Here is a 26,818-nt window from a genome sequence, read left to right as displayed (position 1 = left end):
GTCATAGCGGTTGCACCTGTTCGGTTCGGGTGAGGTCGACGGCCAGACCGAATGCGCTGGGTCCGCCATGAGAGGTGAGGGATCGACGGATGAACCGCTCCTCCACGAGGTCGGTGTGCACGACGGCCGGGTCGAGCCGGTCCAGAAACCGGCGGTCGCCGTCGACGACGGTGTCGTGCATCGCCTCGACGAGGCGGCGGGTGAAGCTCGGGTACGGGAACGGCTGGAAACCCAGACGTTGTGGCTGCCAGTCCGGATGTGCGAACGAATAGGGAGGTTTGGGATAGGTCAACGCCAGCGCGATCGCCGGAGTCGGTTGCGGAAGGTACTTGCCAATTGTCAATGCGGTCGCCGCGGCGGCACGGTCGGCATCGATGCGCAGTTGCGCTCCCACCACCGCATCGGTGACGGCCTGCACGGCCTGTGGCCGGGTCGCGATGACGTCCTCACGGGTCACCAGCGCACAGCAGGCGTGATCGCGCCATACGTCGCCGAGGAAAGTGTGGATGTGGCCGATCTTCTTGATCTGCGCCATCGCGTTGAACGGGTCGGCCACGACATATCCGCCCAGCGTGCCGTTCGCCAGTGCGGGCACCATGTCCGAGGGGCTCATCACGATCAGTTCCACCGTCCGGTCGGCACGGGAAGCACTGCGCCGCAACACCGGTCGCAATCCATGTGCCCGGAGCAGCTGCTGCAGCACGATGTTGTGGATCGACCACCAGAACGGAATGGCCACCTGGGTACCGGCCAGGTCGCTCAGATCCCGGATGTGCGGTGCCACCGTAAGTGCCGAGCCGTTGGTGTGGTTCCAGCCCAGCACCCGAACCCCGGCGCCCAGCGTGTAGCGCAGCTGGACGGCCATCGGCATCAGGAGGTGCGCGATGTCGACCTGGCGGGTGATGAACGCTTCGGCCAGAGCCGCCCAGCTGCGGAACAGCACCGGGCGCGCCGAGGTCACCACCCCGGCGGGGTACAGGCCGGCGCTGTGAGCAACCAGGAGAGGCGCCGCATCGGTGATGGGCAGATAGCCGACCCGCAGCGCGCCCTCGGCGTCCTGCGGACTGTTGACCGCACTGCGCGCCAACCCGCCGATGCCGAGCAGGCCACCGGCCGCGGTCAACCCGGCCGCTCCGGCCAACAGGGAGCGCCGCGTCACCAACGTCACAGCACCTCCACCGCGGACTCGGTGTGGTACTGGTCGAGAATCTCTCTGCGCGTGGGGGTTTCGTCATTGCCGACCGCCCAGTCAGCGCGGACCCGTCCCCCGTCGAGCAGCACGATGCGTTGCGCCAGGGACAGTGCCTCGTCGACATCGTGAGTGACGAGCACAACGGTGACGTCGAGTTCCCGTGCCAGTTCGCGCAACCATCCGGCCAGGTCGGCCCGGGTGGCCGGGTCCAGCGCGCTGAACGGCTCGTCGAGCAGCAGCAGTTCCGGCCGGGTGGCGACGGCCCGCAGGATCGCAACCCGTTGCGCCTGTCCGCCCGACAACTCGTCGGGGTAGCGCGCGGCCAGGTGATCCAGCCCGAACCTCGCGACGAGCTTCGCGGCATCGTCGGTGTCGAACCCTTTCCGTTGCGCGCTGAACCGGCGGGCGAAGGCCACATTGCCGGCGACGGTCAGCCACGGCATGAGCAGTGGCTGTTGGAAGACCACCCCGGTCCGCGGCCGGGTACCGTCTCCCGACCAGGTCAGGGTGCCGCTGCTCAGGGCGTCCAGCCCGGCGCAGATCCGCAGCAGTGTGGACTTGCCGCTGCCGCTACGACCCAGGACGGCGAAGAACTCCCCGGTCCGGATCTGCAGATCGATATCGGTCAGTGCCGCTGTCGCGCCGAAATGTCTGACGCCGTTTGCTATTCGTAGCGCGTGAGTTCCCACCGCAGTTGTCCTTCCGAGGGTGATTGCACGGGCAGGAAGGCGGCTTCCCGGAACCGCCGGTTGGCGGCGCTGCCCAGGGTGTAGGCCGCGCCGCCGGTCAGCGAGAGCTCCAGGCGGGTGACATCGACAGCCGCGGCGGCCGCGTCGAGTCGTAGCCGGATGAGTTGAGCCACTGTCGCTGCACCCGGGTCCGCAGCCCAGCGGTGCAGCCGCGCCGTGACATCGGTGGCGCGGGTGACCACATCGTCGAGTTCGGTGCCGAACCTGGCCAGTGGGCCCGTATGTGCCTGCGTGGCGGCGATCAGCGCCGCACGAGTGACGCCGGCGCAGAACGCTGTCTGCAACAGCAGGAACGCCGGCCTGATCCCGCCGACGAAGACCGCCAGATCGGTGGCGACGACCTGGTGTCGAGGCACCCAGACCCGGTCCAGGTGCAGGGAGGTCGACGCGGTAGCCCCGAGTGCCGTCAGCGGCGGAGCCGGGTTGACGGTCACACCGTCGGCATCAGCGTCCACCGTGACGACCAGGGTCCGGTCATCGACACGGACCGGCAACACGATCAGCGCACCATGGAACACATTGGAGGCCCAGCGAATCGGGCCACTGATCACCAGGTCGGCACCATCAGCTACGCCCGTGATCGGCACCTGCCCCAGGCCTGCGACCTGTTTGAGACCGGCTGCCATCGCCGTGACACCGATCCGCTGGGCCGTGGCGAGGGCACTGATCTGCTCGCCGAATTCGCCTTCAGGCGCCACCTGCAGGTACCGGATGCTCATGTGGTGTGCCCAGGCCGAGAAGCCAACGACAAGGCTCTGGGCCGACACTTCATCGACGACACGGACCATCTCGGGCAGCTCGAGGTCGAGTAAACCGGCCCGGCCGAGTTCGGCCAGATCGGTGCGGACATCGCTGCGCTGCTCATCGAGATCGGCGGCACGGGCGGCGACGGTGTGCGCAACGCGCGCCAGGGCGGATTCCGCGAGCGCCGCAGTCACAGGAGAGGTCCGTCCAGTCCGTGTAGCCGATCGATCGGGGTGCTGACCGCTTCGCGGGCCCGGCGCACGGCGGCCTCGTCGGGGGCGTCATAGAAACACAGGCATTTGTCCATGTCCTCGCGGACATACGTGCGAAGGAACTGAACTTCGGGTACGTCGGCGTACTTGGGCGCATTCGCCTTCTTGCGCGCCAGGTAGGACTCCATGTCCAGCTCGGCCGGCAGATCCCACTCGACCAGGTAGCCGGCCTGCGGGCGGGCGGCCTTCAGCACCGAGAGGTCGGCACCGACCAGTCGGACCTGATGCGGACCCGCCACGGTGGCGGACAACTGCGTGGCGTCCAGAGTGGCCGCTTCGGCGGAGAATTCGGCGATCGCGAAAACCCGCCCGCGATTCCCGGTGACCTGAGCCTCGATCAGTTCACCACCGCCACTTCCGATCTCGGTGTCGAGCGATTTGAGCAGCTGTCCGACCGCGGCAGCGTCGGTGGCATCGGGAGTGATTTCGTACAGGTACAGAGTCACGTCGGTTGGTCCTCGGCGTCGCAGGGGTGGAACGGCACCGACAGTCGCATAGACAGACAGGTCTGTCTATGCGGTCCTCCGCGTTAGGCTGACGTCATGAGCACGCCCCAGACCGTCACCGCGTCGCCTGCCGCGCCGACGACCGGCACCGTCCCGCCGGCGCAACGATTGCTCAGTACCGCGGCTGAACTGTTCGCCAACCAGGGCATTCGTGCCGTCGGCATCGACCAGATCCTGCATGAGGCACGGGTCGCCAAGGCGAGTCTCTACAGCAGCTACGGCTCCAAAGACGCCTTGGTGATCGCCTACCTCACCAATTTGGATCACGCTGACCGCAATCGCTGGGAGCAGGCTGCCGCCGACGTCGACGATCCGGTGCGGCGCATCCTGGTGTTCTTCGACCTCGCCTCGGGCGCGGCGACCCGGCGCAACTACCGCGGATGCCTATACGCCAACGCCGCCACCGAATACCCCGGGGTTGACCTCGAACCCGTACAGGCACATCGTGAGTGGCTCCGGGCCACACTGGCCACCCAGCTGGAGCGGGCCGGCATCAACTCCCCGACAGTCCTGGCCCGGCAAATCCAGTTGCTCTACGACGGCGCGCTGCTGGGCTCCAAGCTGGACCGCTCGACCCAGCCGATCGCAGCAGCCCGCGCCTTGACCGAGGAATTGATCACGCGGTCACGGACCTGAGTTCGAGAATGTTTGACGCCCGTCTCTGACGGGAAGGGAAGGGCATGCCCTCACTTTGGCTCGACGGCCGCGTCGAATCCACCGGCACAACGCAGGTGCCCCAGGACGTCCACTACGACGTCGTTGTTGTGGGGGCCGGTCTGACCGGCCTGGCTACCGCTGTGTTGCTCGCCAGAGCAGGCAAGCGGGTCGTTGTGGTGGAAGCGCGCCATGTGGGAGCGGGAACCACCGGCAACACCACGGGCAAAGTCAGCCTTCTGCAAGGCACGAAGCTGTCGCGGATCGCCGCCAAGCACGGGACCGACTTGCTCAACGCCTACGTCGCCGGAAACACCGAGGGTCGAGATTGGCTGCTCCGGTACTGCGAGAACCACGGCCTGAGTGTCCAGATCGAAGACGCATACAGCTATGCACAGTCCGCCGCCGGAATCCCCGACGCCGAGGCTGAACTGGCCGCCGGGCAGGCCGCCGGAATCGATGTCCGGTGGGCGCCCGAGGCTGATGTTCCCTTTCCCTATCACGGCGGGGTCCGTTTACCGGATCAGGCACAGATCGATCCGATCCCCCTGCTGAGCAGTCTTGTGACGGAATTGGAAAGGCACGGGGGCACATTGCTCACCGGGGCGCGGGTGGAATCCGTCTCGGGACACCAGCCCCTCCGAGTCCACCTTCGCCTGACGGCCGACGGCTCTGGGCCAGAAGATGACACGTCGCGCGCGCTGCAGCTCCGCGCATCTCAATGCATCCTTGCCACCGGCATCCCGATCCTGGACCGGGGCGGGTATTTCGCGCGGCTCAAACCACACCGTTCCTACTGTTTGGCCTTTGACGTGCCCGGAGACGTCACGCATCCGATGTTCATTTCTGTTGATTCCCCCACCCGGTCGGTGCGCTACGCCCCCAACTCGGTCAACGAGAAGCTCATCGTCGGCGGCGCGGGACACACAGTTGGACGAGGCCATTCGTCGGCTCGATCGGTAGCCGAACTGTCCCGCTGGGCGATTGAGCATTACCCAGGCGCCACGGAGACCCATTTCTGGTCGGCCCAGGACTACACACCGATCGACGAGCTCCCCTATGTCGGCCCGATCCTGCCCGGCACCGAGACGGTGTTTGTTGCAACCGGTTTCGACAAGTGGGGCCTGACCAATGGTGTTGCCGCCGCCCTCGTGCTTTCATCGCGAATCCTCGGCGGCCGAAAGGATTGGGCGCGAGCATTTTCCAGTTGGAGCCGGCACGAATTGAGAGGCCTCTTCACTGCCGTGGAATCCAACGCCGAAGTCGGTTTCAACCTGGCCAAGGGATGGCTGGCGCCGAGCACTGTCGGCCATGCCCACCCCGAAGAGGGCAACGGCGTGGTCGCGGGTCCGCCATGGCGACTAGAGGCCATCAGCAAGCGAGACGGAGTGGAACACACGGTGTCACCGGTGTGCCCGCATCTCGGCGGAGTCGTGACGTGGAACGATGCCGACCACGCGTGGGAGTGCCCGCTTCACGGTTCGCGCTTCGCCGCCGACGGTGAACTGATCGAGGGGCCGGCCACGCGCGGACTGTCACGGTGAATCTCGAAATGGATCGAGACTTGTTGCAGCAGTTGCTGATCGCCTACGGCCCCTGCGGTCAGGAGGACGCTGTTCGCGATCTGTGCCGACGCGAACTGGAAAGAGCGATCGACGACGTATGGGTGGACCCGGCCGGCAATCTGGTGGGCGTCGTCCGCGGGGGCGACGCTCCACCAATCCGGATGCTGGCACACCTCGACGAATTGTCGATGATCGTCAAACGCGTCGAGCCGGACGGATCCCTGCACGTGACGCAACTCGGGACCATGTATCCAGGCAACTTCGGGCTTGGGCCGGTGGCAATACTCGGAGATCGTGAAACACTCTGCGGTGTACTTACTCTCGGCTCAGAACACACGACAAAGGAGAGTCGACGGATCTGGGAGACCAAACCGGACAAAGGCGACCAGGCAATGGATTGGCTGCACGTCTACGTCTTCACCGGTCGTGAGCCCGACGAATTGACGGCCGCCGGCGTGCACCCCGGAACGCGGGTATGTGTACACCGCAGCAAGCGGGATCTGATCGAGTTCGGCGACTATCTCGGCAGCTACTTCATGGACGATCGGGCCGCCGTTGCAGCGCTTTTGCAGGCAGTGCGCCAACTGGCCCAACAAGGCCGCACCTTGGCAGGAGACGTGTACGTGGTGTTCACCACCAACGAAGAGCTCGGCGGCGTCGGTGGCTCGTACGCGAGCCGGAGTCTGCCCGGAGATCTCACAATCGCACTCGAGGTCGGGCCGACCGAAGCCGAGTACGCCACAACCTGCTCAGGTGGCCCGATTGTCGCGTACAGCGACGCCGAGTGCGTCTACGACAAAACGATCGCCGACTCATTGATGACGGTCGCCGCAGAGTGCGGCTACTCCCCTCAGGCAGCGGTACTGGGTGCATTCGAGTCCGACGCCTCGCATTCGAAGGCCACCGGCGCGTCGGCACGAGCCGGTCTGCTGTGCATCCCCACGTTGAGCACCCATGGGTACGAGGTCGTCCGGCGGGGCGCCATCCAAGAGGTTGCCGAAGTTCTTGTCGGTTTTCTGCAGCGCTGGCCCTGAGCGATCGCGATCGGGCCGTTGCGGCCGCCATTAGGGTGCAGATATGGACGCGCCAGAGCCAGGCGACGACTCGGTCGCCGGAAGGCGCATCGCTGCGTCCCTGCTGGCGAATGTGTCCAGCCTGGCCGAGGACATGCACAGCTACATCGTCGAGCGGATACCGGAGGTCGGCGGAGATGCCGAGCTTCGCGGTCTGACCCTGGGATCGTGCTCGTCGAATCTCGAAGCGGTTCTTTCGATGTTCCGGCACGGGATTGACGTAGCGGCTGTCGAGGCGCCGGTAACTGCGCTCGAACACGCGCGAGCCATGGCAGCACGAGGACACAGCGTCGACGCGATGCTGCGGTTCTACCGGCTGGGCCATGCGTACTTCACCGAGAAGCTCTCCGGTTTGCTGACCGACAGGATCGACGATCCTGCCATCGCGCTGAGAACGTTCATCGATCTCGAGCGGTTCGGATTTCAATACATCGACCGCATCTCCAGTCTGGTGGCCGCCGAGTACGTCGCCGAGCTCGACCGACGCCAGAACCAGGCCAGAGCCGAGCGCGACGACGTGGTGCGGGCACTGCTTGCCGGAGAACGAGTCGACAACGCTCGAGCCGAACGCATACTCAGCCACCGGCTCACCGGCCGGCAGATCGGTTTCGTGTGCTGGGTCGACGACCGTGGCGTCGACCTCGAGGGACTCGCCAGGCAAGTCGGTCGGTCACTCGGATCGGCTCACTCACTCGTCGTGGCGGACGGCCCGCTCGGAGTGTGGGGCTGGGTATCGATCGCCGGAAGCGCAAGAGCGTCGCTGACGGGCACCGTGACGGAATTACCCGGCGGGTGGGAAAACGTTCACGTCGCGATGGGCTCGCCCCATCCGGGGCCCGCCGGGTTTCGCACCTCGCACCTCGAGGCGCTACGGACTCGCCGGGTCGTCGAACTTTCTGGGCGCACGGCGCCGTCGATCACCGAGTTCAGCGATGTTGCGTTGGTGGACACCATCGCGCGCGACCTGGACGCCGCGAAGGCCTTCGTTGCCTCGCAGCTCGGCGATCTCGCGCGGGACGACGCGAAAGAACGCAGCGAGCGCGCCACCCTCCTGGCCGTTCTCGATGCGCAAGGGAGTCTGACGACCGCTGCACAGGCCCTGGGAATTCACAAGAACACGGTCCTGCAAAGGGTGCGTCGCGCGGAGGAGCGCATGGGCCGGCCCGCAACGACCAAGGTCGCCGAACTACACGCCGCCCTCCTCGTGTGCGACGTGCTGGGGGCCTCGGTGTTGCGCGAGTCGTAACCACGCTGACCAGGTCGGGGGCGCAGCGGAATGTGCTGACAGCACATCGGGGAGGGCTGGGAGGTCCTTGTTGACCGGTACCGGCCGTTTGTAGGTTTCGAGGCATCTCATCCCGAAGTGCGAAGGACTCCGATGTTGACTACGGCTCAGCACTCCCAACCCCCGGCAGCCTCGCAGCACGCCTTGCCTGATCCGGGCGAGCAGGTACCTACGCTGTCCTGGCCGATCGTCGGCATCTTCACCTTCGCGCTTACGCTCTTCGGCGCATCGACGTTTGCTGCCCTCACCCACGCGTTGCCTGCGGTCGCCACCATCGCCGCGAGCGCTGCGGCCATCTTCGTCCTGTTCACCGTGCTCCACGATGCCTCGCACTACTCGATCAGCTCCCGTCGCTGGGTCAACGTCGCGTTCGGCCGCGTCGCAATGTTCTTCGTCTCGCCGCTGATCTCGTTCAAGTCATTCGCGTTCATCCATATCGAGCACCACCGCAACACGAACGAAGATGGATCCGATCCCGATCACTTCGTCAGTGCCGCACCCTGGTGGCAGCTGCCGATCCGCTTCCCGGCCATGGATGTGCCGTATATCAGTTTCTTGGTACGGAACGTGCGCAGGCGCCCGCGCGCCGAAGTCTTCGAAACCGTTGCCCTGATGGCCATCTCGGTGACGGCGATCGTGTCGGCTGCCTTCACCGGACATCTGTGGACGCTCGCGGTGGTCTACCTGATTCCGGAGCGGGTGGCGATGTTCGTGCTGGCGTGGTGGTTCGACTGGCTACCCCACCACGATCTGGAAGACACCCAACGCGAGAACCGGTACCGCGCAACCCGTAACCGCGTCGGCTCAGAGTGGATCCTGACCCCCCTACTGCTGTCGCAGAATTACCACCTGGTCCACCACTTGCACCCCTCCATCCCGTTCTATCGTTACGTGGCGACCTGGCGACGCAATGAGGCCGCCTACCTCGAGCGCGACGCGGCATTGATCACCGCTTTCGGGCAACAACTCGACGCCACGCAATACCACGAGTGGAAACGCCTCAACGGCAAACTGGCGGCGCTGCTGCCCGTTCGGATGCCGCCATCCTCCGCTACAGGCCATGCCAACACCCATGCGATCCCCGTCAAAAGCGTCGAGCCTCTCACTCCGGGCAGCGTCAAAGTCACATTCGACGTTCCCGATCACCTCAGTGGCCAATTCCAATTCCAGGCAGGCCAACACCTGACCATTCGACACCGCGTCGGCGGGCAGGAGGTGCGACGAAACTACTCGATCTGCACCTCGGCCACATCCGGTGAACTGGCGATCGGAGTACGGCACATCGAAGGCGGGGTGTTCTCCACCTTCGCGGTCGAAACACTGCGGGCCGGTGACGTGTTGGAGCTGATGACGCCCACGGGTAGCTTCGGCGCGCCGCTTGATCCACTGGCTCAGCGCGACTACGTCGCCGTCGCAGCCGGCAGCGGCATCACACCCATCTTGTCAATCATCCGCACCACCATGGAGATCGAGACCGAGAGCCGCTTCACCCTCTTCTACGGCAACCGAACCGCAGAGTCGACCATGTTCGCCACCGAACTCGATGAGCTCGAAGCGCGATATGCAGACCGGTTACGCATCTTCCACATCCGCTCAGCCGAGGCCCACCACCCCGCCGCGCTTCGTGGCCGCATCGACCTGGCACTGGTGCAGCGGCTGCTCGGCAGTGGTCTCACCACGATCGACGGCTGGTACCTCTGCGGCCCAAGCGATCTCGTCACAGCCATGCGTGATGACCTCACGTTTGTTGACGTGCCGACCGAGCGGATACACCTCGAACTGTTCGGCGGTACGAAGCAACCCCTGGACGTCGCCGACTATCCCCAGTCCGAGGTCACCGTCACGCTGTCCGGCTCTGACCACACCGTGCAACTCGCTCCCGGCGAAACCGTTCTCGAATCCGCGCTGAAAAACAACATCGACGCACCGTATGCCTGTCTCGGCGGCGCATGCGGCACGTGCAAAGCCAAGATCACCTCGGGCGCAGTATCGATGGAGCAGAACTTTGCACTCAACACTGCCGAGGTCGAGGCCGACTTCATCCTGACCTGCCAATCACATCCCACCACTGCATCTGTCGCAGTCGACTACGACAGCTGAACCCCTGGCCATCTCCGTGTATGCCCCGCGGAAGACCATGGTTGCCCGCCTACTGTGTCAACCGACCGTTTCGAAGTCGGGCAGCTTAAAGGACTTGTCGTTGAGCGCCTTGGTCCCGCCGTAGAACCTGACCGCGGGCAGCGGCCGCTTTCCTGCGGTCGGGATCCAGTTGCTTTCCAGACCGTCGGGAGGTTCGGGTCCGACATAGATGGTGACGCCGCCGTCGGCGTTCTTGGCCATCGCGTCGAGATCGTAGGACGACAGCGTGGTTCGATTTGTGTCGCTGTAAATGAAGGCGTTTGTGGCCCGGTCATACACGGTCACCGCCCAGAATTGCGTGACCGGCATCTGGGCTGGGACATCGAGCTTGTAGAGTTTGCCCGCTTCCAGGAGCTTGCCGTCCTTGTCGGCCAGGGCCATCAGATACTGGGTCGCCGGGCTGTCACTGAGCGCCTTGGGCATGTAGGTGCACCAGAAGTATTCCGCGGCACGGCCGATGAGGTCGATGTGGTCGTCATAGACGAACGTGAACGTTCTGTTGGCATCCGCCTGCAGCAGTGACGCGTAGTGCCGATCCGGCCAGTAGAGCTTGTCGGTGGGGAAGTTGTCGAACCAGTGCTGCAGATAGAACCAAACATCAATGGCCGCTTGGTTCATCGCCCGCTTGGCGGTCTCGTCGGGAGTGAACGGCTTACCCTGCTCGATGCCCAGTGACGCCAGCATGCCCGTCATCACCTTGTCTTGGGGCTTGGCCGGTTCCGCGCTGACGATGGCGTGTAGATCGACGAAATGGCGCTCGTCGTAGAACGGAAGCGTGGGATAGCGGTCATCGATGGGGTCGACGAATCGCTGGTTGGGTGGGTTGTCAGCTTCGGAGAGGTAGTACATCCGCAGCCTTTGGGCATAGCGGTACGCGTCTTCCACGGTTTTTCCCGGCGCCGGCACGGATCGGAAAGCCAAGGCGATGCGGAAGTTCGGTGATGGCACATGCAGGTACCCATCCGGTATCGCGTCTCGGTACCCCGGCGGGGTGAACAGCAGCTTGCCGCCTTTTCCTTTGTCCAGACCGGACGGGCCGACGTCGGCGATGGTGAGCTGCCACGCATCGACGACCTGGCCGTACACACTTCCGTCGGCGGTCGCCGCGGGGACTTCCAGCACCACCGGTCCCTTGCGCAGGTCGGTGAACGCTGAAATGTAGGGCGTGGTGCTGTTGGCGGTGATCGCTTCGAGTTTGGGGGTGGCGGTACCCGAGTAGGCGATGATGTCATTGTCCTTGAGGCCGAGATCATCGACAGCCGCGCGCCGAAAGCTGTAGATCGCGACTGCGGGCAGACACCACAATGCCGCTTCGAATGCGCGCTGATACTTGAGCTGGTAGTCGAAATCCGTGATCGAGCACGTCGCACCCTGTTGCGGTTGCCCGCCCTGCGGCTCCATCGAGGCATCTCCCATCCCACCGTGGGGCCCGCTCGTCGGTTCACTGGGACGAGTGCGATCGCAGCCCGACAGCAACGCCGCCGCCACCGCACCCGAGGCCCCCAGACCGGCTAACGCCCCGATCGCAGTCCTGCGACTCACCTGTCGCTGTGCCGGATCCTCACCGTCCGCTTGGACCATCAACCCACCGTAACCCTCTACGGATGCGACATGACCCCTCGCAGAGGATCGCAGAATGACGTGCGGGTCAGTTCTGGCGAATTGCCTGTGGCAGTTGCCAGGTGCCGTCGAGGACCGCGTCGGTGGGTTGGTAGAGCCGCAAAATCAGATAGAAGTCCCCGCTGGGAGCCGGAAGCCAATTGGCACGGGTCGCCGGGTCGGGTTGCTCATGTTGAACCGCGATGGTGACCGATCCATCGGCAGCGGCAAGCAGGTCGGGGGTGTCGGTTCCCACTTTGTAGCGGTGGATCGGATTTTCGACCAGCATCTTGTCGTCGGCGTTGTACATCGTCAGCGACCAGAAGGCGTCGACGGGAGGTAACGTGGCCAGGGTGACGGTGTATTTGTTTGCGCCGTTGAGGGTTTGGCCGTCCGCATCGGTATAGCGGATGGGATACATCGCCTCACGTTCCCCGTTGCCGCCAAGATAGGGCCCGGCCACCATGGCCCGCAAGGGGTAGTTGAATCCGAAGCTGTCCAGGCCGGTGACCCAGTTCCAGCCGTTGCGCACCGTCGCAGTGCTGGCGAACGACGAAATCGCCACTGACGGGCCATCGGCCAGTGCCCGCAGCACACCAGTCCGTGCCTCTGCGGAGAGCTTGCCTTCATCGAATCCCTTTGCCGTCAGCCCGATCCGGGCGAATTGGGCAAACAACGCCTCATCGGCCGGCTTAACCGCATTGGAGGCAAGCGTGATGCCGAGGTGCTTGAAGAAGCCCAGGCCGTCGCCCTTGATCGGCGGTAGTGCCGGCAGTTCCGCGGCGGCCCTGTGCCCGCTGACCGGCTCCAACGTGAACTGGTCCTGTAACGCGTGAACGGGTCCTTCGGGCTCACCTTGAGCCATGCGCAGCCGCCCCCACAACCACACCTTCGACGTCGACACATCCAGCCTGGTTGCATCTGCGGGCAACGAACCAGCCCATCCCGGAGGCACCAGTACGTAGCGGCCAGCACGCGTGCCGGTGGTGCGCCGTCCGATGTAGTGCTCCAATTCCTGCCACATGTTGAAGACATTGATGACGTAGTAGCGGTCGGCGGTATCAGGCACCGACAACACATAGGGCTCATCGAGCACGACGACCGCGCTCAGATACAGCGTGTCGTTGTTGGCGGTCGGCATGTCTTTGGCCGACGGCGTGGCAAGCTCACGCGCCCACCCGATCGTGTTGATCGGTGCGCGATAGCTAGTGACTGAAACCCCTTCGGATACATCGGAATAGGACCGAACAACACGCTCCATGCGGACCAGCGGGTAGCCCCAGCAGTACGCCGAGATCCCCAGCTGGTAGCCGTCGGCCTCAAGGCCGGACGCGATCACCTCCGGGCTGGCCGGCGTAGACAACAAGGCGTCGTCGGAAGTATCCACCGATCCCTCTCCCATCCCATCGTGCTTCCTGCTGGTTGCCGGTTCGCGTGGGCGGCCGCGTCCGCAGCCAGACAGCAACGGAACCGTCATCGCACCCTAGGTTCCTAGACCGGCGAGCACCCCGATCGCCGCCTGCGGCTAAACCCCCGTGTGGGCCGTCCTCCACTATCAAACTGAGTATTGGACATACGGCACCCTAACTCCGGTACGAGGGCAGCGGCCTGCAATTGCCGCTCTAATGCTGACGAGCCGTCTTGTGCCACTGCGCCTTTCCGGCTATGGGCCAAAGGCGGACGGCAACATTGCCGATATCGGGGTTGAGTTTTGCTTAGATAGGCGACATGCTTGTCCATGATGCGCGATGAGTGATTCCGGCGAGTACCCGCTAACGCCGGCGCAGCAGCGGGCCTGGCTGAATTTTATGCGGGTCTATCACCGGCTCGAATATGAGGTGAACCGTCACCTGCGCACCGAGTGCGGTCTTTCACTCTACGACTACACGGTGCTCAGTACGCTCTCGCGCGCACCGGATCGCCGCCTGCAGCTGACCACACTGGCCACGGTAATCGGGTGGGAACGCAGCCGGGTTTCTCACCACCTTATGCGGATGGCACGCCGCGGCCTGGTCGAGCGCACGACCTGCGACACCGACGGCCGTGGCACTGTCGTCGTCCTGACCGACGAGGGCTGGGACCGGCTCGCCGACGCCGCCCCGGTGCATGCACAGTGGGTACACCGGGCGTTCTTCGCCGATCTAGATCCCGAGCAGGAGGACGCCCTCGCCGACATCCTCGCCGTTGTGCACGAGGGTCTGTTGCGCGAGGGCACCTTGCCGCGTCCCGACCTCAGATAGACCAGCTAAACCTGGTTCATGCCCCCGTCGACGAAGATCTCCGCACCTGTCATGAAGCTGCTCGCATCGGAGCCGAGGAACACCACCACGGCGGCCAGTTCGGCAGGATCACCTATTCGCTTCATCGGGTTCGTCGCCAGACCGTCGAAGAACACCTGCCGCTGGTCTTTGTCAGGCACCAGTTCGGTGAGTCCCTCGGTCAGGATGGGACCGGGTACGACCGTGTTGACCCGGAAGCCACGGTCGCCCAACTCGGTGGCCCAGGTACGGCCGAAGGACCGGACAGCAGCCTTTGCCGCGGCGTAGGCGCCGAATGCCGGGGTACCCCTGGTGGCCGCGGTGGAGCCGGACAGAACGATCGAGGCACCGGGATTGAGTAGCGGCAGCGTCTTCTGCACGGTGAACACCGTCCCGCCCACGTTGCGGTTGAACGTGTCGATGAGGTGTTCGGGCGTCTCGTCCTCCAGCGTGGCGAACTCGCCACTGCCGGCGTTGGTGAAGACGATGTCGAGGCCGGCACCTGCGTCGCGGATGACCCCGACAAGTCGGTCCAGATCCTCGGTGCTGGTGACATCGCTGCCAACACCGACGACACCGGAACCCAGTGACGCTGCGGCGGCGTCGACGCGCTGTTGGGTACGCCCGGTGATGAACACCTTGGCACCCTCGTCGGCGAAGGCGCGCGCCGTCGCATAGCCGATGCCGGATGTGCCGCCGGTGATCAGTGCTGTTTTTCCTTCGAGCTGAGCCATCTCGTCCTCCTGTTGTCGAAAACGCTTGTTGCGTTTCAGATCCAACAACTAGGTGACATGTCACGGTTATTCCGGGACATGTCACCTACTGTGGTCGTCGACTCCCCCTGGTGCGCGCGGCTAATCCTGGGCTCGTGGAGTCGCGCGCCGACGCCCCCGGCGGGGCGCACTTTGCCGGCAGGGCCATTAACGAGGCCATGCAGGAGCTCTACAACGAAGCGCAGCTCGACGTGCTGCGCCGTAGCCGCGACATCATCCGAGCGACCACTGCGGAAGCGGCAACGGAGCCAGGCGGTAGCTAGGCGGTTCGGTCCCGTGGAGGTGGGCGACAAAGTAGTCCCAGGTGCGGCGGTAGGCATAGTGCTGGTAGCCGAACAGCGCGTGCTCGCCGCCCGGAATGAGGATCAGATCGAAGTCCTTGTCTGCCTTGATGAGTGCATGGGCCAGGCGCATTGTCTGGTAGGGATGGGCGTTGTCGTCGAGCTCGCCGTGGATCAGCAATAGCTTGCCCCGCAGTTCGGCGGCCAGATGAGTATTAGAGATCGTCTTCCTGCCGTTGTCGCTGAGGTCGCCGTGGTAGTGCTCGGCCCACATGGCCAGGTTGACGGTGTTGTCGTGGTTGCCAGACACCGCGACCCCAACCCGGTAGAAGTCCGGGTACGTAAGCAACGCCCTGGTGGCGGCGAAGGCACCGGCCGACAGACCCGTTATCCCGACGCGCTCGGTGTCCAACCAGCTGTGCCGCCGGCCCAATTCGCGAATCGCGGCGACGCGGTCGTCGAGGGCGCCCGCGTTGCCCATGTCCCGGTAGGAGTGGTCGTGAAAGGCTTTGCTGCGTCCGGCAGTTCCGCGTCCGTCGATTACCACTACGGCGAAACCCAGCCCTGCCAGCGCCTCGGGTTGGCCGACGTGTGGTGAGTCGAATGCGGCCCCCGCGTTCCATATCTGCGGGCCCGGATAAATGTGCTCAATCACAGGGTAGCGGCGCTGTGGGTCGAAACCGTGTGGACGCCACAGCAATCCGTAGATGCGGGTTCTGCCGTCGGCAGCCATGGTGCAGAACCGCTCCGGCGCGCTCCAGCCCTGCTCCTCCAGCGCTGAGGCGGTAGGCGCCTCGAGTTCGACCAGTAGTTGGCCATCCCCGTCGCGTACCACCGTGTGCGGAGGGCGGTTGGGTGAGGATGCCCGTTGAACGAAGTAGTCGCCGCCGTCGGGACTGACCGCGTCATAGTCGAGGGTGTCGTCCTCGGTGAGCCGCACAAATCCCTGGCCGTCAAGCCCGATTCGGCAGATCTGGCGTACATAGGGATCGTCGGCGACGAGGCCGGCAGCGACGAACCACACCTGCCGGCGATGTTCGTCGACCCAGAGCACCTTTCGCACCGGCCACTGCCCGGTGGTGATCTGCCGGACCTGTTGTCCGTCGGGCGAATACAGATAGAGATGGCCCCAGCCATCGCGTTGTGACCACCACACGATCTCACCGGAGTCCAGCACCCGGGTCATCGTTGGTTCTCCCAGCTGGGGCGTCGGGTCCACCCGCGTCTCACCGGATTCGCTGATCAGGGTGGTGACGGCTCCGGTGGCCGGGTCCAGGCGGCGCAGCTCCAGCTTGCGGGCGTCGCGGGAATGGTTCAGGAAGTGCACCCCGTCCCCCGATGTGCCGGTCCACCAGGCGTACATGACGGCGGTGCCGTGCATGATAACGGTGGGTTCGGCCTGCCGGACCACGGTGCGTTCTGCCACGTGGAGGACATTCCAGGTCAGCATCGCCTGCGCCTGCTCGCCCGGCATGGTGTACCGGGTGCGGTGCTCGACTGGTCTGCCGCCGTCGGGGGGCGACGATTCGACCAGCACCAGCTCGGGCAGGGCACGCTGGTCGATGCGCTGGGCCAGTATCCGGGTCGAATCCGGTGACCACTGCACGGCGAACACGGGCGGCAGCCCAAGCACCCGCATCAGCGCTCGCCCGCCGGTCGCGTCGGCCATCCCGCCGTATTCGAAGTGCGGTTCGGCGTCCTCGGTGAGCGCGAATTCCCGCTTACCGTCGCGGGATCGGACCCAGATGTTGCCGTCGCGGCGAAACGCCACCCACGACTTGTCGGGCGACTCCACCTCCCAGGGCAGCGCGCGGTCGCCGCGGTCGGCCCGGTCGCAGGTGCCCGCCCCGGGCGACCACACCCACCATGACCCGAACGCGGAGAAGCCGACCGTGCCGTCGTCGCCGAACTCGACGGCGCTGATCGGGAGATCGTCCACGCTGACCGCATGACCGGAAGCCAACGACAACGCCGCGGCCAACCGGTCGTGGTCGAACGCGTCGTCTCGGCTGCCGTTGCGGGGATCCACCACTACGAAGCGCGACTCGACCTGGTACCAGAAACGGTGTCCGTCCGGAAGCCACTGCGGCTGTATCGCTGCTCCGGGCACGCGGCGTGCCCGGTACGGGGCCAGCATCTGTTCAGCGCGGGCGTAGTCGGCGGCGGTCAAGGTCGTCTCGTGGGGGGCCGCTGTGGCATCGGGATTCACAGCCACAATGGAACAGCAGGACGTAACGGCACAGTCAAGGCCGTGGTTGCCCCGGCCGCGACGGGACAGTCTGTGCTGATCCCATGCCACTCGTCGCCGTCGCCTACCTGGGTTCGACCGATGTCATTGAATGCTTCTGAACCGAGTGGCGGCACTTGCAGACTCACGGGGCCGGTCGGAATATACCTCGGTTGACGATGTTTCGAATCGGTCGTCTTATCTGTCATGCCCGGCCATACGTCGGAGCGGGTGACTTTGGTTGCGGCGCTGCGGGTTAAGCACGCCGAGTTCGGAACATCACCATCGCGCATGACACGGACCCCACATGCAGGCTGACAGGCCGAGCACATCCTGATCGACAGCCCGCACCACTTCCTGCGGCGCACATGGGATTACCTAGGTGGCCAGCCGCCGCACGATCTGACCTGCCCGGCGCAGCACGTCCAGCTGCGCCGGGTTGTACAGATCGGCCATCGCGTCATCGATCGCCTTCTCGGCGAAGTTCGCACCGCGCGGCGCGTCGACGCGCGCCTCGGTGAGTCCGGGGTGGGCCTGCCGGACCGACCAGATGTAGGGCGCCAGCCGCTCGGCGAGGTCCTGGCGGGTCGTTTCGTCGGCGTCGGCGGACAACGCGTCCAGCTCCGATGCGGCCGGATCCTCGCGGGTGTCCCTGATCAGGTCGGCATAGACCTGTCGGCCGCGCGGGCCCAGCACCCGGCTGAGGACCACCACCAGTTTGCGATCCGCGTCGGTCATCTTGGCGACGGCGTCTACGGGCGCGAACTCGGGTGGCAGATCCGTGGGCGCGGAGTTCTCCAGCAGCTCGCCGAGCTCCTCGCGGGCCCGTTGCAACCGGTCGATGGTCGCCGCCAGCTCGGCGTCCAGTTCCCGCAACGCCTGTTCGGGATGCTCGTCGGTGTCACCTAACGCCGCGATCTGCGGGAGCGAGAAACCCAGGTCGACGAGCCGTTTGATGCGGACCAACCGGACCAGGTGCGCCACGCCGTACTTCTTGTACCCGTTTGGCCGACGTTCAGGCTCCGGGAGCAGGCCGACCTGGTGGTAATGGCGGACGGCTCGCAGACTGGTTCCGGCCAGTTCGGCGATCTCCCGAGTACTCCACGCCACCTGTCCATCATGCCCATACCCGTGCCCGGGACTTGACTGTGCCGTCACGTCCGAGTGTGCGATGGAGGCATGCCAACACCTGAGTTGCTCTCCGTCGACGATCTGTTCGCGCCGCCCGCCCGCGCGCAGGCATCGATCTCACCCGACGGCACCCGTATCGCCTACCTGGCGCCGTGGCGGGACCGCCTCAACATCTGGATCCAGGACGTGGACAACCTCGACGGCGAGCCGCAGCGGGTCACCGCCGACAGCACCCGCAGCATCATTCACTACGAGTGGACCAAGGACTCCCGCTGGCTGCTCTACCTGCAGGACACCGGCGGCGACGAGAACTGGCACGTCTTCCGGACCGACCCGCAGGACCCCGAGCCCGGTGCCGTCGACCTGACTCCGTTCCCGGGAGCGATGGCCGCCCACGAACTGCTCGGCGATCCGGCGAAGGCGATGGTGTACACCAACAACCGCACACCGACCCTGATGGACGCCTACGAACTGGACATCGCCACCGGTGAACTCACCATGGTGGCGAAGAACCCCGGTACGGGATCAGGCTGGCGAGCCAGCAGCAACGGCGACTTGTTCTCCACCGCACTGACTGCCGACGGTGACGTGGAGCTGTTGCAGTGGGAGCCGCGGACGGAGACGCTGCGCTCCATCGTCACCTTCGACGGCCGTGACTACCCGATGGGGCTGTATCCGATCACCATCACCCCGGACGGCACCGGCATCTGGATCGGCTCCAACGACGGCACCGACCGGACCCGCATCGTGCGCGTCGACGTCGTCACCGGCGAGCAGACCCACGTCGACAGCCATCCGGTCTACGACGTGGACACCCGGGCCAGCGTGTTCACCACGCTGGCCGAACCGCTGATCCTGGACCGGCGGACCGGCGATCTTCTCGGGGTGCGGTACCTGTTGGAGCGTCAGGTGATTCAGCCGCTGGACCCGCACTTCGCGGCGGTGCTGGAGAACCTGGAGAAGCTGTCCGAAGGCGACGTGAACGCCCTGAGCTCCGACCTGACCGGCCGACGCTGGGTGGTCAACTTCACCCACGACCGCGAAGCGGGGATGACCTACCTCTACGACCACCACACCGGGGAGAGCCGGCTGCTGTTCGGGTCGCATCCGCAACTGGATCCCGGCGTCCTGGCGGCGATGGAGCCGGTCACCATCCGCTCGCGCGACGGGCTGGATCTGCACGGGTATCTGACCCTGCCGGTCGGGGTGCCGCCGCAAAATCTACCGATGGTGCTGCTGGTGCACGGCGGGCCGTGGACGCGGGACGGCTGGATGTTCAACCCGCCGGTGCAGCTGCTGGCCAACCGCGGATATGCGGTGCTGCAGGTCAACTTCCGCGGGTCGGCGGGCTTCGGCAAGGCCTTCACCAAGGCCGCGGTCGGTGAGTTCGCCGGCAAGATGCACGACGATCTGATCGACAGTGTGGACTGGGCCGTCCAGCAGGGGTATGCGGATCCGAAGCGGATCGCCATCTTCGGCGGCTCCTACGGCGGATACGCGACGCTGGTCGGCGTCACCTTCACACCCGATGTGTTCGCCGCCGCAGTCGATTACGTCGGCATCTCCGACCTGAGCAACTTCATGCGGACACTACCCGAGATCGCCCGCCCGCACCTGGCCAACAACTGGCACCTGTTCGTCGGCAACCCCGACGACCCGGATCAGTTGGCCGACATGCTGTCCCGCTCGCCGATCACGAAGGTCGACCAAATCCGCACGCCACTTCTGGTCATCCAGGGCGCCAACGACGTTCGCGTGGTGCAGGCCGAATCCGACAACCTGGTCGAGGCCTTGCGCAGCCGCGGAGTCACGGTGCAGTACATGATCAAACACGACGAGGGGCACGGATTCATCAACCCGGACAACGTGATCGACATGTACAAGACCGTCGACCGCTTCCTCGCAGAGCATCTCGGTGACGGAAGGAAAGCGTGACCGACAAACTGGAGCAAGAACATTCACCGACATTGCTCGAACGCATGGGCGGGGTATCCGGGCTGGTGTACGCCAGCCTGCCCACGTTTGCCTACGTCATCGCGAACGCGATAGCGGGCCTGAACGCCGCGGTCGTGATATCCGTTTGCGTCAGCGTGGGTCTGATCGTGTTCCGGCTGTTGCGCAAGCAGCCTATTCAGCCGGCGGTATCGGGACTGCTCGGGGTCGTCGTCGCCGCGCTGATCGCCTACTACACCGGGTCCGCCGAAGACTATTTCCTGCCGGGAATCTGGCTCAGTCTGACGATGGCGGCAGTGTTCTCCGTATCCCTCTTGGTGCGGCGCCCCTTGGTCGGAGTGATATGGAACCTGCTACGTAGCGCCGGACCCGATCGGTCATGGCGCGCTAACACCGTAGCGCTGCACGCGTTCGACGTCGCCACGCTGGCATTCGTGGCGTTGTTCACCGCGCGATTCGTTGTGCAGCAATGGCTTTACGACGGTGGCTTCAGCGGCTGGCTGGTGCTTGCCCGGATCGCCATGGGCTATCCACTGCTCGGCGCCGTGTCGGTGGTGGTGTATTGGGCGGTCCGCCGTGCCAACCGACGAATAGACCCAGATATCCACCGGGACAGCACCGGGACCGATGCGAGCGACGCTCCGAAACCCGCTGCTCGCCTCTGATGTGGCGCCGGGGCGGTTCCTGGCCAGTCGTGAGTCGTTGATTCTGGTGCAGTAGATTCCGATGCCGCCCAGGATTTGGACGGTGGCGTGGTCCAGACGTTCGGGCGAGGTTGTCGTTGCATGATTGGACCAAGGCGTGGATGTCGACGTTGCGCTAACGCGCTGAGGTGTGGTGCCGCGGCGCAGTAATGTCGGTCAGCTCAGAAAACCTGAGTTTAATCAGATTGAGCCAGGACGAACTGGTCAGGGTACAACGCAGGACGACTCTGGGATGGCTTGTCAGCCAACGCTTCACCGCCGCAGTCGGGTCTGCTACATGGATAGGTGACATCTGAGTTGGCTTGCCCGGCGTCGGCGAGCTGGAAGGATGTCATTGCGCCCAGGCCCTATCCCCGTAGGTTCGGCGACGACGTGCATATTGCCCAGATGGCAAGTTCACTTGCCATCCTTGACCCCTGGCGGCCACCCTCGTGGCGTGACCACACCATCGAACCCATTTGACGATCCCGCCCACGTCGCCATGTACGCCAAGCGCGCCGGGCAGATGGTGCCCGCCCTGGCCGACATTCACCGCCTTGTCGGCGTCCTCATCGAGGAACGCGCTCCGTCTGACGCGAGGCTGCTGGTGCTGGGGGCCGGCGGAGGACTGGAGACGAAGGCACTCGCGGAGACTCACCCAGGGTGGACCTTCGATGCGGTCGACCCATCGGCTGCGATGCTGGATCTCGCGGTACAGACCCTCGGATCAGACGCGTCGCGGGTGACGATGCACAACGGGTACATCGACGACGCACCGCTTGGCCTCTTCGACGCTGCAACCAGTCTGCTGACACTGCACTTCCTTACACCCGACGAACGACTGCGTACAGCGACCGAGGTACGGCGCCGACTGACGCCCGGGGCCCCGTTCGTCGTGATGCATCTCAGCATTGCGCACCGCCATGAGGCTGAACTACAGACCTGGATAGACCGGCATGTGGCATACCTCGTCGCAACAGGCATCGATCCCGCGGATGCGCAGAAGGCTCGTGTTGCAATCGAATCCGGAGTCCCCGTCGTGTCACCAGAGGAAGACCGCACCATCCTCGAGGAAGCCGGATTCAGCGACGTCGCAGACTTCTTCCTGGCGTTCAACTTCCGGGGATGGGTCGGCTACGCGTAGTCCACCCGGAGATCTAGCTAGCATCGCGATCTAGCTTTCCGGTCGGCTGTCAGTGTTGATCGACCGGGGTGTGAACCCGGCTTTTCCGCGATGCGCATGGTTTCGCGAAGGTTGGCTGGGCCGTTTGAGATCGGCAGGCTGATCAGTCCCCGTTTGCGTCGGCAGGCTTTCGTGTGCGCCGTGCGACGGCCCAGCGTCGGCGGATGCCAGCGCTTCGGAATGCCAGCTCTGGTTGGATCCTGAGCTCACAGGCCACACCGTCTTGGATCTCGTTGCGCTCGTCAAGTAAGCCTGGGCCGCGGGCACGGAGCCGACTCGCCACGAAACTTTGGTCTCACTCCACCAGCATCAACAACTCGTCAGCCCGACGCTGTTGCATTCGCCCCCAGAACCCAAGCTGGAATTGCCAGCGGAGAACTGGAAACGACAACACGGGGGGATGACCTCTGTAGGTTGCTATTCTCGATGGCGGACGACAGCTCCCCCACCAGCATCTTTCCCAGCGTTGCCACGGATTTGGCGGACCACTTTTGCCATCCAGATGGCGGATCCTAGAACGAGACGGTTGTGCATGAAACAGGCCCGGCAGGCTGACCGTTCCCACCTGCGAGCTCAACCACGTGCGGTAGCCGATGCCGATCTTCAAGTCACCCGCGCCGTGCCAACCTACTCGTTGCCGACTCGCTCAGTTTGACCGTCGGAGGGATTCCATGTGGAGATGACCGCCGCGCACACAGCATCCCCGGTGGCACTGGTGACCTCGTCCGGAGCGAGCTCGCGGATGCGAATCATCAAGTCATGCATCGGCAGCCGCCTCCCGCGTCATCGGTCTGCTGGGAATGTTTCCGGCCGACATCGAACTCAATCAAGGCCTGCTACTGGCAGTCGCCGACGGTGAGATCTCCGACGCCTGTCGTTTCCAGAACTGCGCTGGCAATGACGCTCGCCTGACCTGTGGGTTCGGCCAGTTCCATTTGATCCTGGCAGTGAATTTCTCCAGTCAAAGCCGGAAGAATTGAAACCGCACGGTCGTTCAATCGGCGGCCCGTTACTGACGCGAACCAGACACCGGTCTCGTGTCTTCCAGTCACAGTGAAATTCGCGCTTAGTCGAGAGTCAGTGGCCCGAGCGGCCAGCATGCGACCTGATCGTCGCATTCGATGTGTACGTTGTCGCCAGATCACTGGCCACCTCACACCGGAGAGTCGTACGCCGATGAACGAACTCGTAGGGGTAGCGCGAGACCTAGACGCTGCGATAGGGCTATGGCCGTCGACGAACACAAATGATTGGAAAACAGACAATGCCCCCCGCTGAATTCCCTTTCAAGACAACTAAATCGTTGGGGCGTTTCTGGTTGCCGGGCGCCGAGGATTCTCAAGTTCCAGGCATGCTGGCGATCGACGGAACCGCTGTACATCTGCAGGTCAGCCCGGAACTGACACCGATGTTCACGATTCAGAACACCGAGCCCGGCAGACAGACGATAAGGGTCGCCGATGGATCCGACGACATGGCAATTCTGGGCTCGATCCCCGTACACCCACACAAGGTCACACTGTGGGACGCCTACACAACAGCCCACAATCAAGTTGCTGGCTTGTTCCTCCTCGGTCGGAACCGCGGTCCATCGAGACAAGAACTGAAAGCAACGTGGTGTGTCGTAGGCGAACACCACCCAGACCCCAACACTTTGCTCTACGGCGTCCGACCCGACGTCACCAACCTCGCGGAATGGGCCAGGATTCCCGCCCTCTCAACGACCATTTACCCCGGCGATCAGCTGAAACTGGACTGGCACGTCAGCGTGCGTAACAAATCGATCGAGGCCGAACTCGCCTACGGCGCAGGCTATCTCACGCTGGCCCCCTCGGCAACTCACAGGCCGCCAGACCTAAGAGGCCTCCATGTCACAACCACCAGCCGGCTGGAGCTCGAACTTTTCCAGGGATGGAGCCTCGCCGACATCGCAGTGCGAGTCTTGCACCCGCTGGCCGACCTGATGACCCTGCTGTCCGGCAAACCATGCGTTATCCGGTCGTTGGACGTGTGGGCTAACAACTGGTGCTCAGTCCACGGCTACCAGATCGATCCCAGCGGCCCAGAGACCGCTGGAGAATTGCTGTTCACCCGACCACATGTAGACCTCGAATTTCTCCCGCGATGGCTTGAACTTCATCGCCGAATGACGCCAGTGCCGCAGATCCTCGCCGCCGTCATCCGAAACGAGTTCCCGACAGTGGAAGCCGACGCACTGTCTCTTGCCACGGCCGTTGAGGCATTACACCGCACTCTCGATCCGGACGCCCGAAGATTTGGTGTGGAGCAGATCGATGAGTCACTGGCAGCCGTCGCCGCATCAGACATCCCACGCGACGTCGCCAGAACCCTTTCAACAGCGCTACAGCAGTACTGGCACGAATACAGCTACCCACAGCGAGTTAAGGCGTTGGCCGAGCCAGTCGCCGAAGCCGTTCCAGCCTGCATCGGACGTTTGAGCCGCTGGAAGAAAGAAGTCGTCGACCAGCGTGTCGCGCTAGCACACGGGCTTGGACAGCGTGGCCTCAGTACCAGCAGGATCCGCCAGATGAGCTCACTAAATCAGTCGCTGCACTGGATGTTGACGCTGCGCCTATTCATGGAGGCTGGCGTCGACGGGTCCGTACTAGCAGCGGTCACCTCCGAGTCAGAACGATTCAACGATCAACATCGAAACTGGGCGCACTCCTGGCCCAAGATCTTTTCCGCCTAAATGTCATCAGGAGGAGATCCGCAACCCGAGCACGCTGGCCGACATACTCACTGGAGCTGGCACCTAGACACCCACAAGTCCGCTCTGTGTACATGCCGCACGGCGTGTCTCCCTGGTACTTGGCCCCGTGGAGGAGGTATGACACACGTCGCAGGGAAGCTGGCTCAGTCGATAGGACGCTGACGGCAAGGAGGGCAATGAATGAAGATCATCGGGTTCAGGTGCAAGAAAGATGCCTTCAGCTGGGCAGTGGTTGACGGTGACACACGTTCGGCTGCGGTTGTTGCTGAGCGCAATGTCGCTAGCGCACCACTTGACACCCGAGAGGCGCAACTTGCCTGGGTAAGTAAGGAAGTCCGCGCGCTGCTCGAGCGATTCCATCCAACTCGAGCAGCGATCCAGGCAGCTGGTGGTGCTCAAGGCGGACTATCCGACTCGCTGGCTCAACGCATCGAGCTCGACGGTGTGGTTCGTTGCGTACTCGGCATCCACGCCATACCGACGGAGTCGATAAAGCCACAGTCGATGCCCAAGATGTTCCAAACGACAAAGATCGATTTCGACACGTCTCTCCAGGCCATCCCGTGCGTGGCTGCAACTCCGAAGACCCACCGGGATCCAGTTGTCCTCGCGCTGTCGCAACTGCCGGCCTGACACATGGCACCATTCACACACCAGAGACACCTCGGCGATGGCTTCTTCGGTCGAGTGGAGCTTGAGTACGACCAAGGGCTCAACCGTTTCTGCGCAGCGAAGTACATCGAGAACAATGCATTCACATTGAACGACTTCGCCGAAGCTCAATCAATGGAATTGGGTAAGAACGACAACGTTGTCCGGGTGTACTCGATGGCGATCGAACACGGAACGCCCGTTATCCGCATGGAATACCTCGAAGGAGGCAGCGTCGCCGACAAGCATGGCCGCGAAGCCGTACCGGTGCGCGAGGCCCTGCAAATCATGGAAGCTGCTTGCCGAGGCGTTGAGCACATACACGGCGTCGGCCTACTTCATCGCGACATCAAGCCATCAAATCTGCTGCTGCACCCGCTCCATACGGTGAAGGTCAGCGACTTCGGCCTAGCCTGCAACGTTATCGATGTCGGAGACGCCGTCTCAATTCCTTACCTGGCGCACCTTCCTCCTGAAGCCATCGCAGACGGGACGAAGGCAATTACAGCCGTCACCGGGGATGTCTATGCCTTGGCACTCACTACCTATCGACTCCTCAACAGCGATAGAAGAGTACGTCCCAAGCTCGACGCGGGTTCGCCTGCTCCAGCCCGCAAAGACTGGATGCCATACATCCACAAATCACTTCGAACTGCGGTAACCAAAGGGTTGAACCCCAGTCCAGACAAGCGAACCCCCAGCGCCTTGCAATTTCGGTATGCCCTTGAGAAGGCACGTCCAGTCGTGAGCTGGCATGTGATGCCCGTTGACAAGCAGTCGCCAGGGGAACTGAACGTCTGGCAGGGAACTGCGCTAGGTGGTACGGAGTGGCGAGCCCGAATGACACAAACCTCGCCCACAAGCATCTGGTTCAATGTCGAACGGCGCCTGCCGGGTAGGAGTTGGCGCGCACAGAACCGCTACAAGCTCAACACCACCACGGTGGGAGAAATGCAGGAAGCCGCAGCCGAGGCACTTCAGCATATCGCTTCTACCGGCTCATAGCCTCGGATCGGCCCTAATACCAGCTGTTGAGACTTTGGATGCGGATTCCACCGGCCGTTAATCCTTTACAAGACAGTCAACTTCGCCGGGACCCAAGGACTGCAGTTGCAACCGCAGAGATATCCCGGAGGATGCGGGCCCGAATGTGCGGTCAGCGAAGA

Annotated in this window: 21 protein-coding genes; 12 read left to right on the top strand and 9 right to left on the bottom strand. The window is 64.0% G+C overall.

Annotated elements, in window-relative coordinates; translation table 11 throughout:
* Position 1 precedes the first annotated feature (1 nt).
* From ACZYZF_RS06075 to ACZYZF_RS06060, 4 genes are read right to left on the bottom strand one after another with little or no spacing between them, the layout of a single operon-like run.
* Positions 2 to 1,168 carry an ABC transporter substrate-binding protein gene (locus tag ACZYZF_RS06075; RefSeq protein WP_463834870.1) on the bottom strand — a complete coding sequence of 389 codons (1,167 nt, stop codon included), beginning with the start codon at positions 1,166 to 1,168 and terminating at the stop codon, positions 2 to 4.
* Positions 1,165 to 1,881 carry an ABC transporter ATP-binding protein gene (locus ACZYZF_RS06070; protein WP_463834869.1) on the bottom strand — a complete coding sequence of 239 codons (717 nt, stop codon included), beginning with the start codon at positions 1,879 to 1,881 and terminating at the stop codon, positions 1,165 to 1,167. The genes ACZYZF_RS06075 and ACZYZF_RS06070 overlap by 4 nt, the downstream gene beginning before the upstream one ends.
* Positions 1,857 to 2,879 (bottom strand): acyl-CoA dehydrogenase family protein, encoded by a 1,023-nt coding sequence (locus ACZYZF_RS06065; RefSeq protein WP_463834868.1) that lies wholly within the window; start codon positions 2,877 to 2,879, stop codon positions 1,857 to 1,859. Before ACZYZF_RS06065 ends, ACZYZF_RS06070 begins: the two co-directional genes overlap by 25 nt.
* On the bottom strand, positions 2,876 to 3,403 hold the full coding sequence (locus ACZYZF_RS06060) for a DUF4242 domain-containing protein (RefSeq protein WP_463834866.1): 528 nt from the start codon (positions 3,401 to 3,403) through the stop codon (positions 2,876 to 2,878). Before ACZYZF_RS06060 ends, ACZYZF_RS06065 begins: the two co-directional genes overlap by 4 nt.
* A 96-nt stretch (positions 3,404 to 3,499) precedes the next feature.
* On the opposite strand from ACZYZF_RS06060, the gene ACZYZF_RS06055 reads away from it, so the two are divergent.
* The 5 genes from ACZYZF_RS06055 (at position 3,500) to ACZYZF_RS06035 (ending at position 10,140) form a co-directional block, all read left to right on the top strand.
* Positions 3,500 to 4,099: a TetR/AcrR family transcriptional regulator gene (locus ACZYZF_RS06055; RefSeq protein WP_463834865.1), complete on the top strand. Its 600-nt coding sequence runs from the start codon at positions 3,500 to 3,502 to the stop codon at positions 4,097 to 4,099.
* Positions 4,100 to 4,143: 44 nt separating this feature from the next.
* Entirely contained in the window at positions 4,144 to 5,661 is a 1,518-nt protein-coding gene (locus tag ACZYZF_RS06050) for an FAD-dependent oxidoreductase (protein ID WP_463834864.1), read from the top strand.
* Between the two features lie 8 nt (positions 5,662 to 5,669).
* Complete coding sequence (locus ACZYZF_RS06045; RefSeq protein WP_463834862.1) at positions 5,670 to 6,716, top strand: M42 family metallopeptidase; 1,047 nt, start codon at positions 5,670 to 5,672, stop codon at positions 6,714 to 6,716.
* A 43-nt stretch (positions 6,717 to 6,759) separates the two neighbouring features.
* Complete coding sequence (locus ACZYZF_RS06040) at positions 6,760 to 8,001, top strand: PucR family transcriptional regulator (RefSeq protein WP_463834861.1); 1,242 nt, start codon at positions 6,760 to 6,762, stop codon at positions 7,999 to 8,001.
* A 132-nt stretch (positions 8,002 to 8,133) separates the two neighbouring features.
* Entirely contained in the window at positions 8,134 to 10,140 is a 2,007-nt protein-coding gene (locus tag ACZYZF_RS06035) for a fatty acid desaturase (protein ID WP_463834859.1), read from the top strand.
* Between the two features lie 57 nt (positions 10,141 to 10,197).
* On the opposite strand, the gene ACZYZF_RS06030 is transcribed toward ACZYZF_RS06035, so the two are convergent.
* Positions 10,198 to 11,760: a DUF1254 domain-containing protein gene (locus tag ACZYZF_RS06030; protein ID WP_463834858.1), complete on the bottom strand. Its 1,563-nt coding sequence runs from the start codon at positions 11,758 to 11,760 to the stop codon at positions 10,198 to 10,200.
* 67 nt (positions 11,761 to 11,827) lie between these two features.
* Entirely contained in the window at positions 11,828 to 13,165 is a 1,338-nt protein-coding gene (locus tag ACZYZF_RS06025; RefSeq protein ID WP_463834857.1) for a DUF1254 domain-containing protein, read from the bottom strand.
* Between the two features lie 361 nt (positions 13,166 to 13,526).
* Between ACZYZF_RS06025 and ACZYZF_RS06020 the strand changes: the two genes are divergently transcribed.
* Positions 13,527 to 14,018 carry a MarR family winged helix-turn-helix transcriptional regulator gene (locus tag ACZYZF_RS06020; protein WP_463834855.1) on the top strand — a complete coding sequence of 164 codons (492 nt, stop codon included), beginning with the start codon at positions 13,527 to 13,529 and terminating at the stop codon, positions 14,016 to 14,018.
* 5 nt (positions 14,019 to 14,023) lie between these two features.
* On the opposite strand, the gene ACZYZF_RS06015 is transcribed toward ACZYZF_RS06020, so the two are convergent.
* From ACZYZF_RS06015 to ACZYZF_RS06005, 3 genes are all read right to left on the bottom strand, one after another.
* Entirely contained in the window at positions 14,024 to 14,770 is a 747-nt protein-coding gene (locus ACZYZF_RS06015) for an SDR family oxidoreductase (RefSeq protein ID WP_029106257.1), read from the bottom strand.
* Between the two features lie 252 nt (positions 14,771 to 15,022).
* Positions 15,023 to 17,227 carry a S9 family peptidase gene (locus tag ACZYZF_RS06010; RefSeq protein WP_463835149.1) on the bottom strand — a complete coding sequence of 735 codons (2,205 nt, stop codon included), beginning with the start codon at positions 17,225 to 17,227 and terminating at the stop codon, positions 15,023 to 15,025.
* A gap of 468 nt (positions 17,228 to 17,695) precedes the next feature.
* On the bottom strand, positions 17,696 to 18,427 hold the full coding sequence (locus tag ACZYZF_RS06005) for a helix-turn-helix domain-containing protein (protein WP_463834854.1): 732 nt from the start codon (positions 18,425 to 18,427) through the stop codon (positions 17,696 to 17,698).
* 69 nt (positions 18,428 to 18,496) lie between these two features.
* On the opposite strand from ACZYZF_RS06005, the gene ACZYZF_RS06000 reads away from it, so the two are divergent.
* The 6 genes from ACZYZF_RS06000 to ACZYZF_RS05975 all read left to right on the top strand — a co-directional run bounded on the left by ACZYZF_RS06000 (position 18,497) and on the right by ACZYZF_RS05975 (position 26,657).
* A complete protein-coding gene (locus tag ACZYZF_RS06000) occupies positions 18,497 to 20,383 on the top strand; it encodes a S9 family peptidase (RefSeq protein WP_463834853.1) in 1,887 nt (628 codons plus the stop codon).
* Positions 20,384 to 20,427: 44 nt separating this feature from the next.
* A complete protein-coding gene (locus ACZYZF_RS05995; RefSeq protein ID WP_463835147.1) occupies positions 20,428 to 21,066 on the top strand; it encodes a DUF3159 domain-containing protein in 639 nt (212 codons plus the stop codon).
* Positions 21,067 to 21,541: 475 nt separating this feature from the next.
* Positions 21,542 to 22,228 (top strand): class I SAM-dependent methyltransferase, encoded by a 687-nt coding sequence (locus ACZYZF_RS05990; protein WP_463834851.1) that lies wholly within the window; start codon positions 21,542 to 21,544, stop codon positions 22,226 to 22,228.
* Between the two features lie 1,285 nt (positions 22,229 to 23,513).
* Complete coding sequence (locus tag ACZYZF_RS05985) at positions 23,514 to 24,980, top strand: ApeA N-terminal domain 1-containing protein (RefSeq protein ID WP_463834850.1); 1,467 nt, start codon at positions 23,514 to 23,516, stop codon at positions 24,978 to 24,980.
* A 201-nt stretch (positions 24,981 to 25,181) separates the two neighbouring features.
* Complete coding sequence (locus ACZYZF_RS05980) at positions 25,182 to 25,634, top strand: hypothetical protein (RefSeq protein WP_463834849.1); 453 nt, start codon at positions 25,182 to 25,184, stop codon at positions 25,632 to 25,634.
* Between the two features lie 3 nt (positions 25,635 to 25,637).
* Positions 25,638 to 26,657, top strand: a complete 1,020-nt coding sequence (locus ACZYZF_RS05975; RefSeq protein ID WP_463834848.1) for a serine/threonine-protein kinase — start codon at positions 25,638 to 25,640, stop codon at positions 26,655 to 26,657.
* The last annotated feature ends 161 nt before the right edge of the window (positions 26,658 to 26,818 follow it).

It is taken from the genome of Mycobacterium sp. IDUB_24 (genome assembly GCF_055419385.1).
The sequence above is the reverse complement of the archived record's forward strand: the minus strand, read 5'-3'. Positions and strand labels throughout refer to the sequence as shown.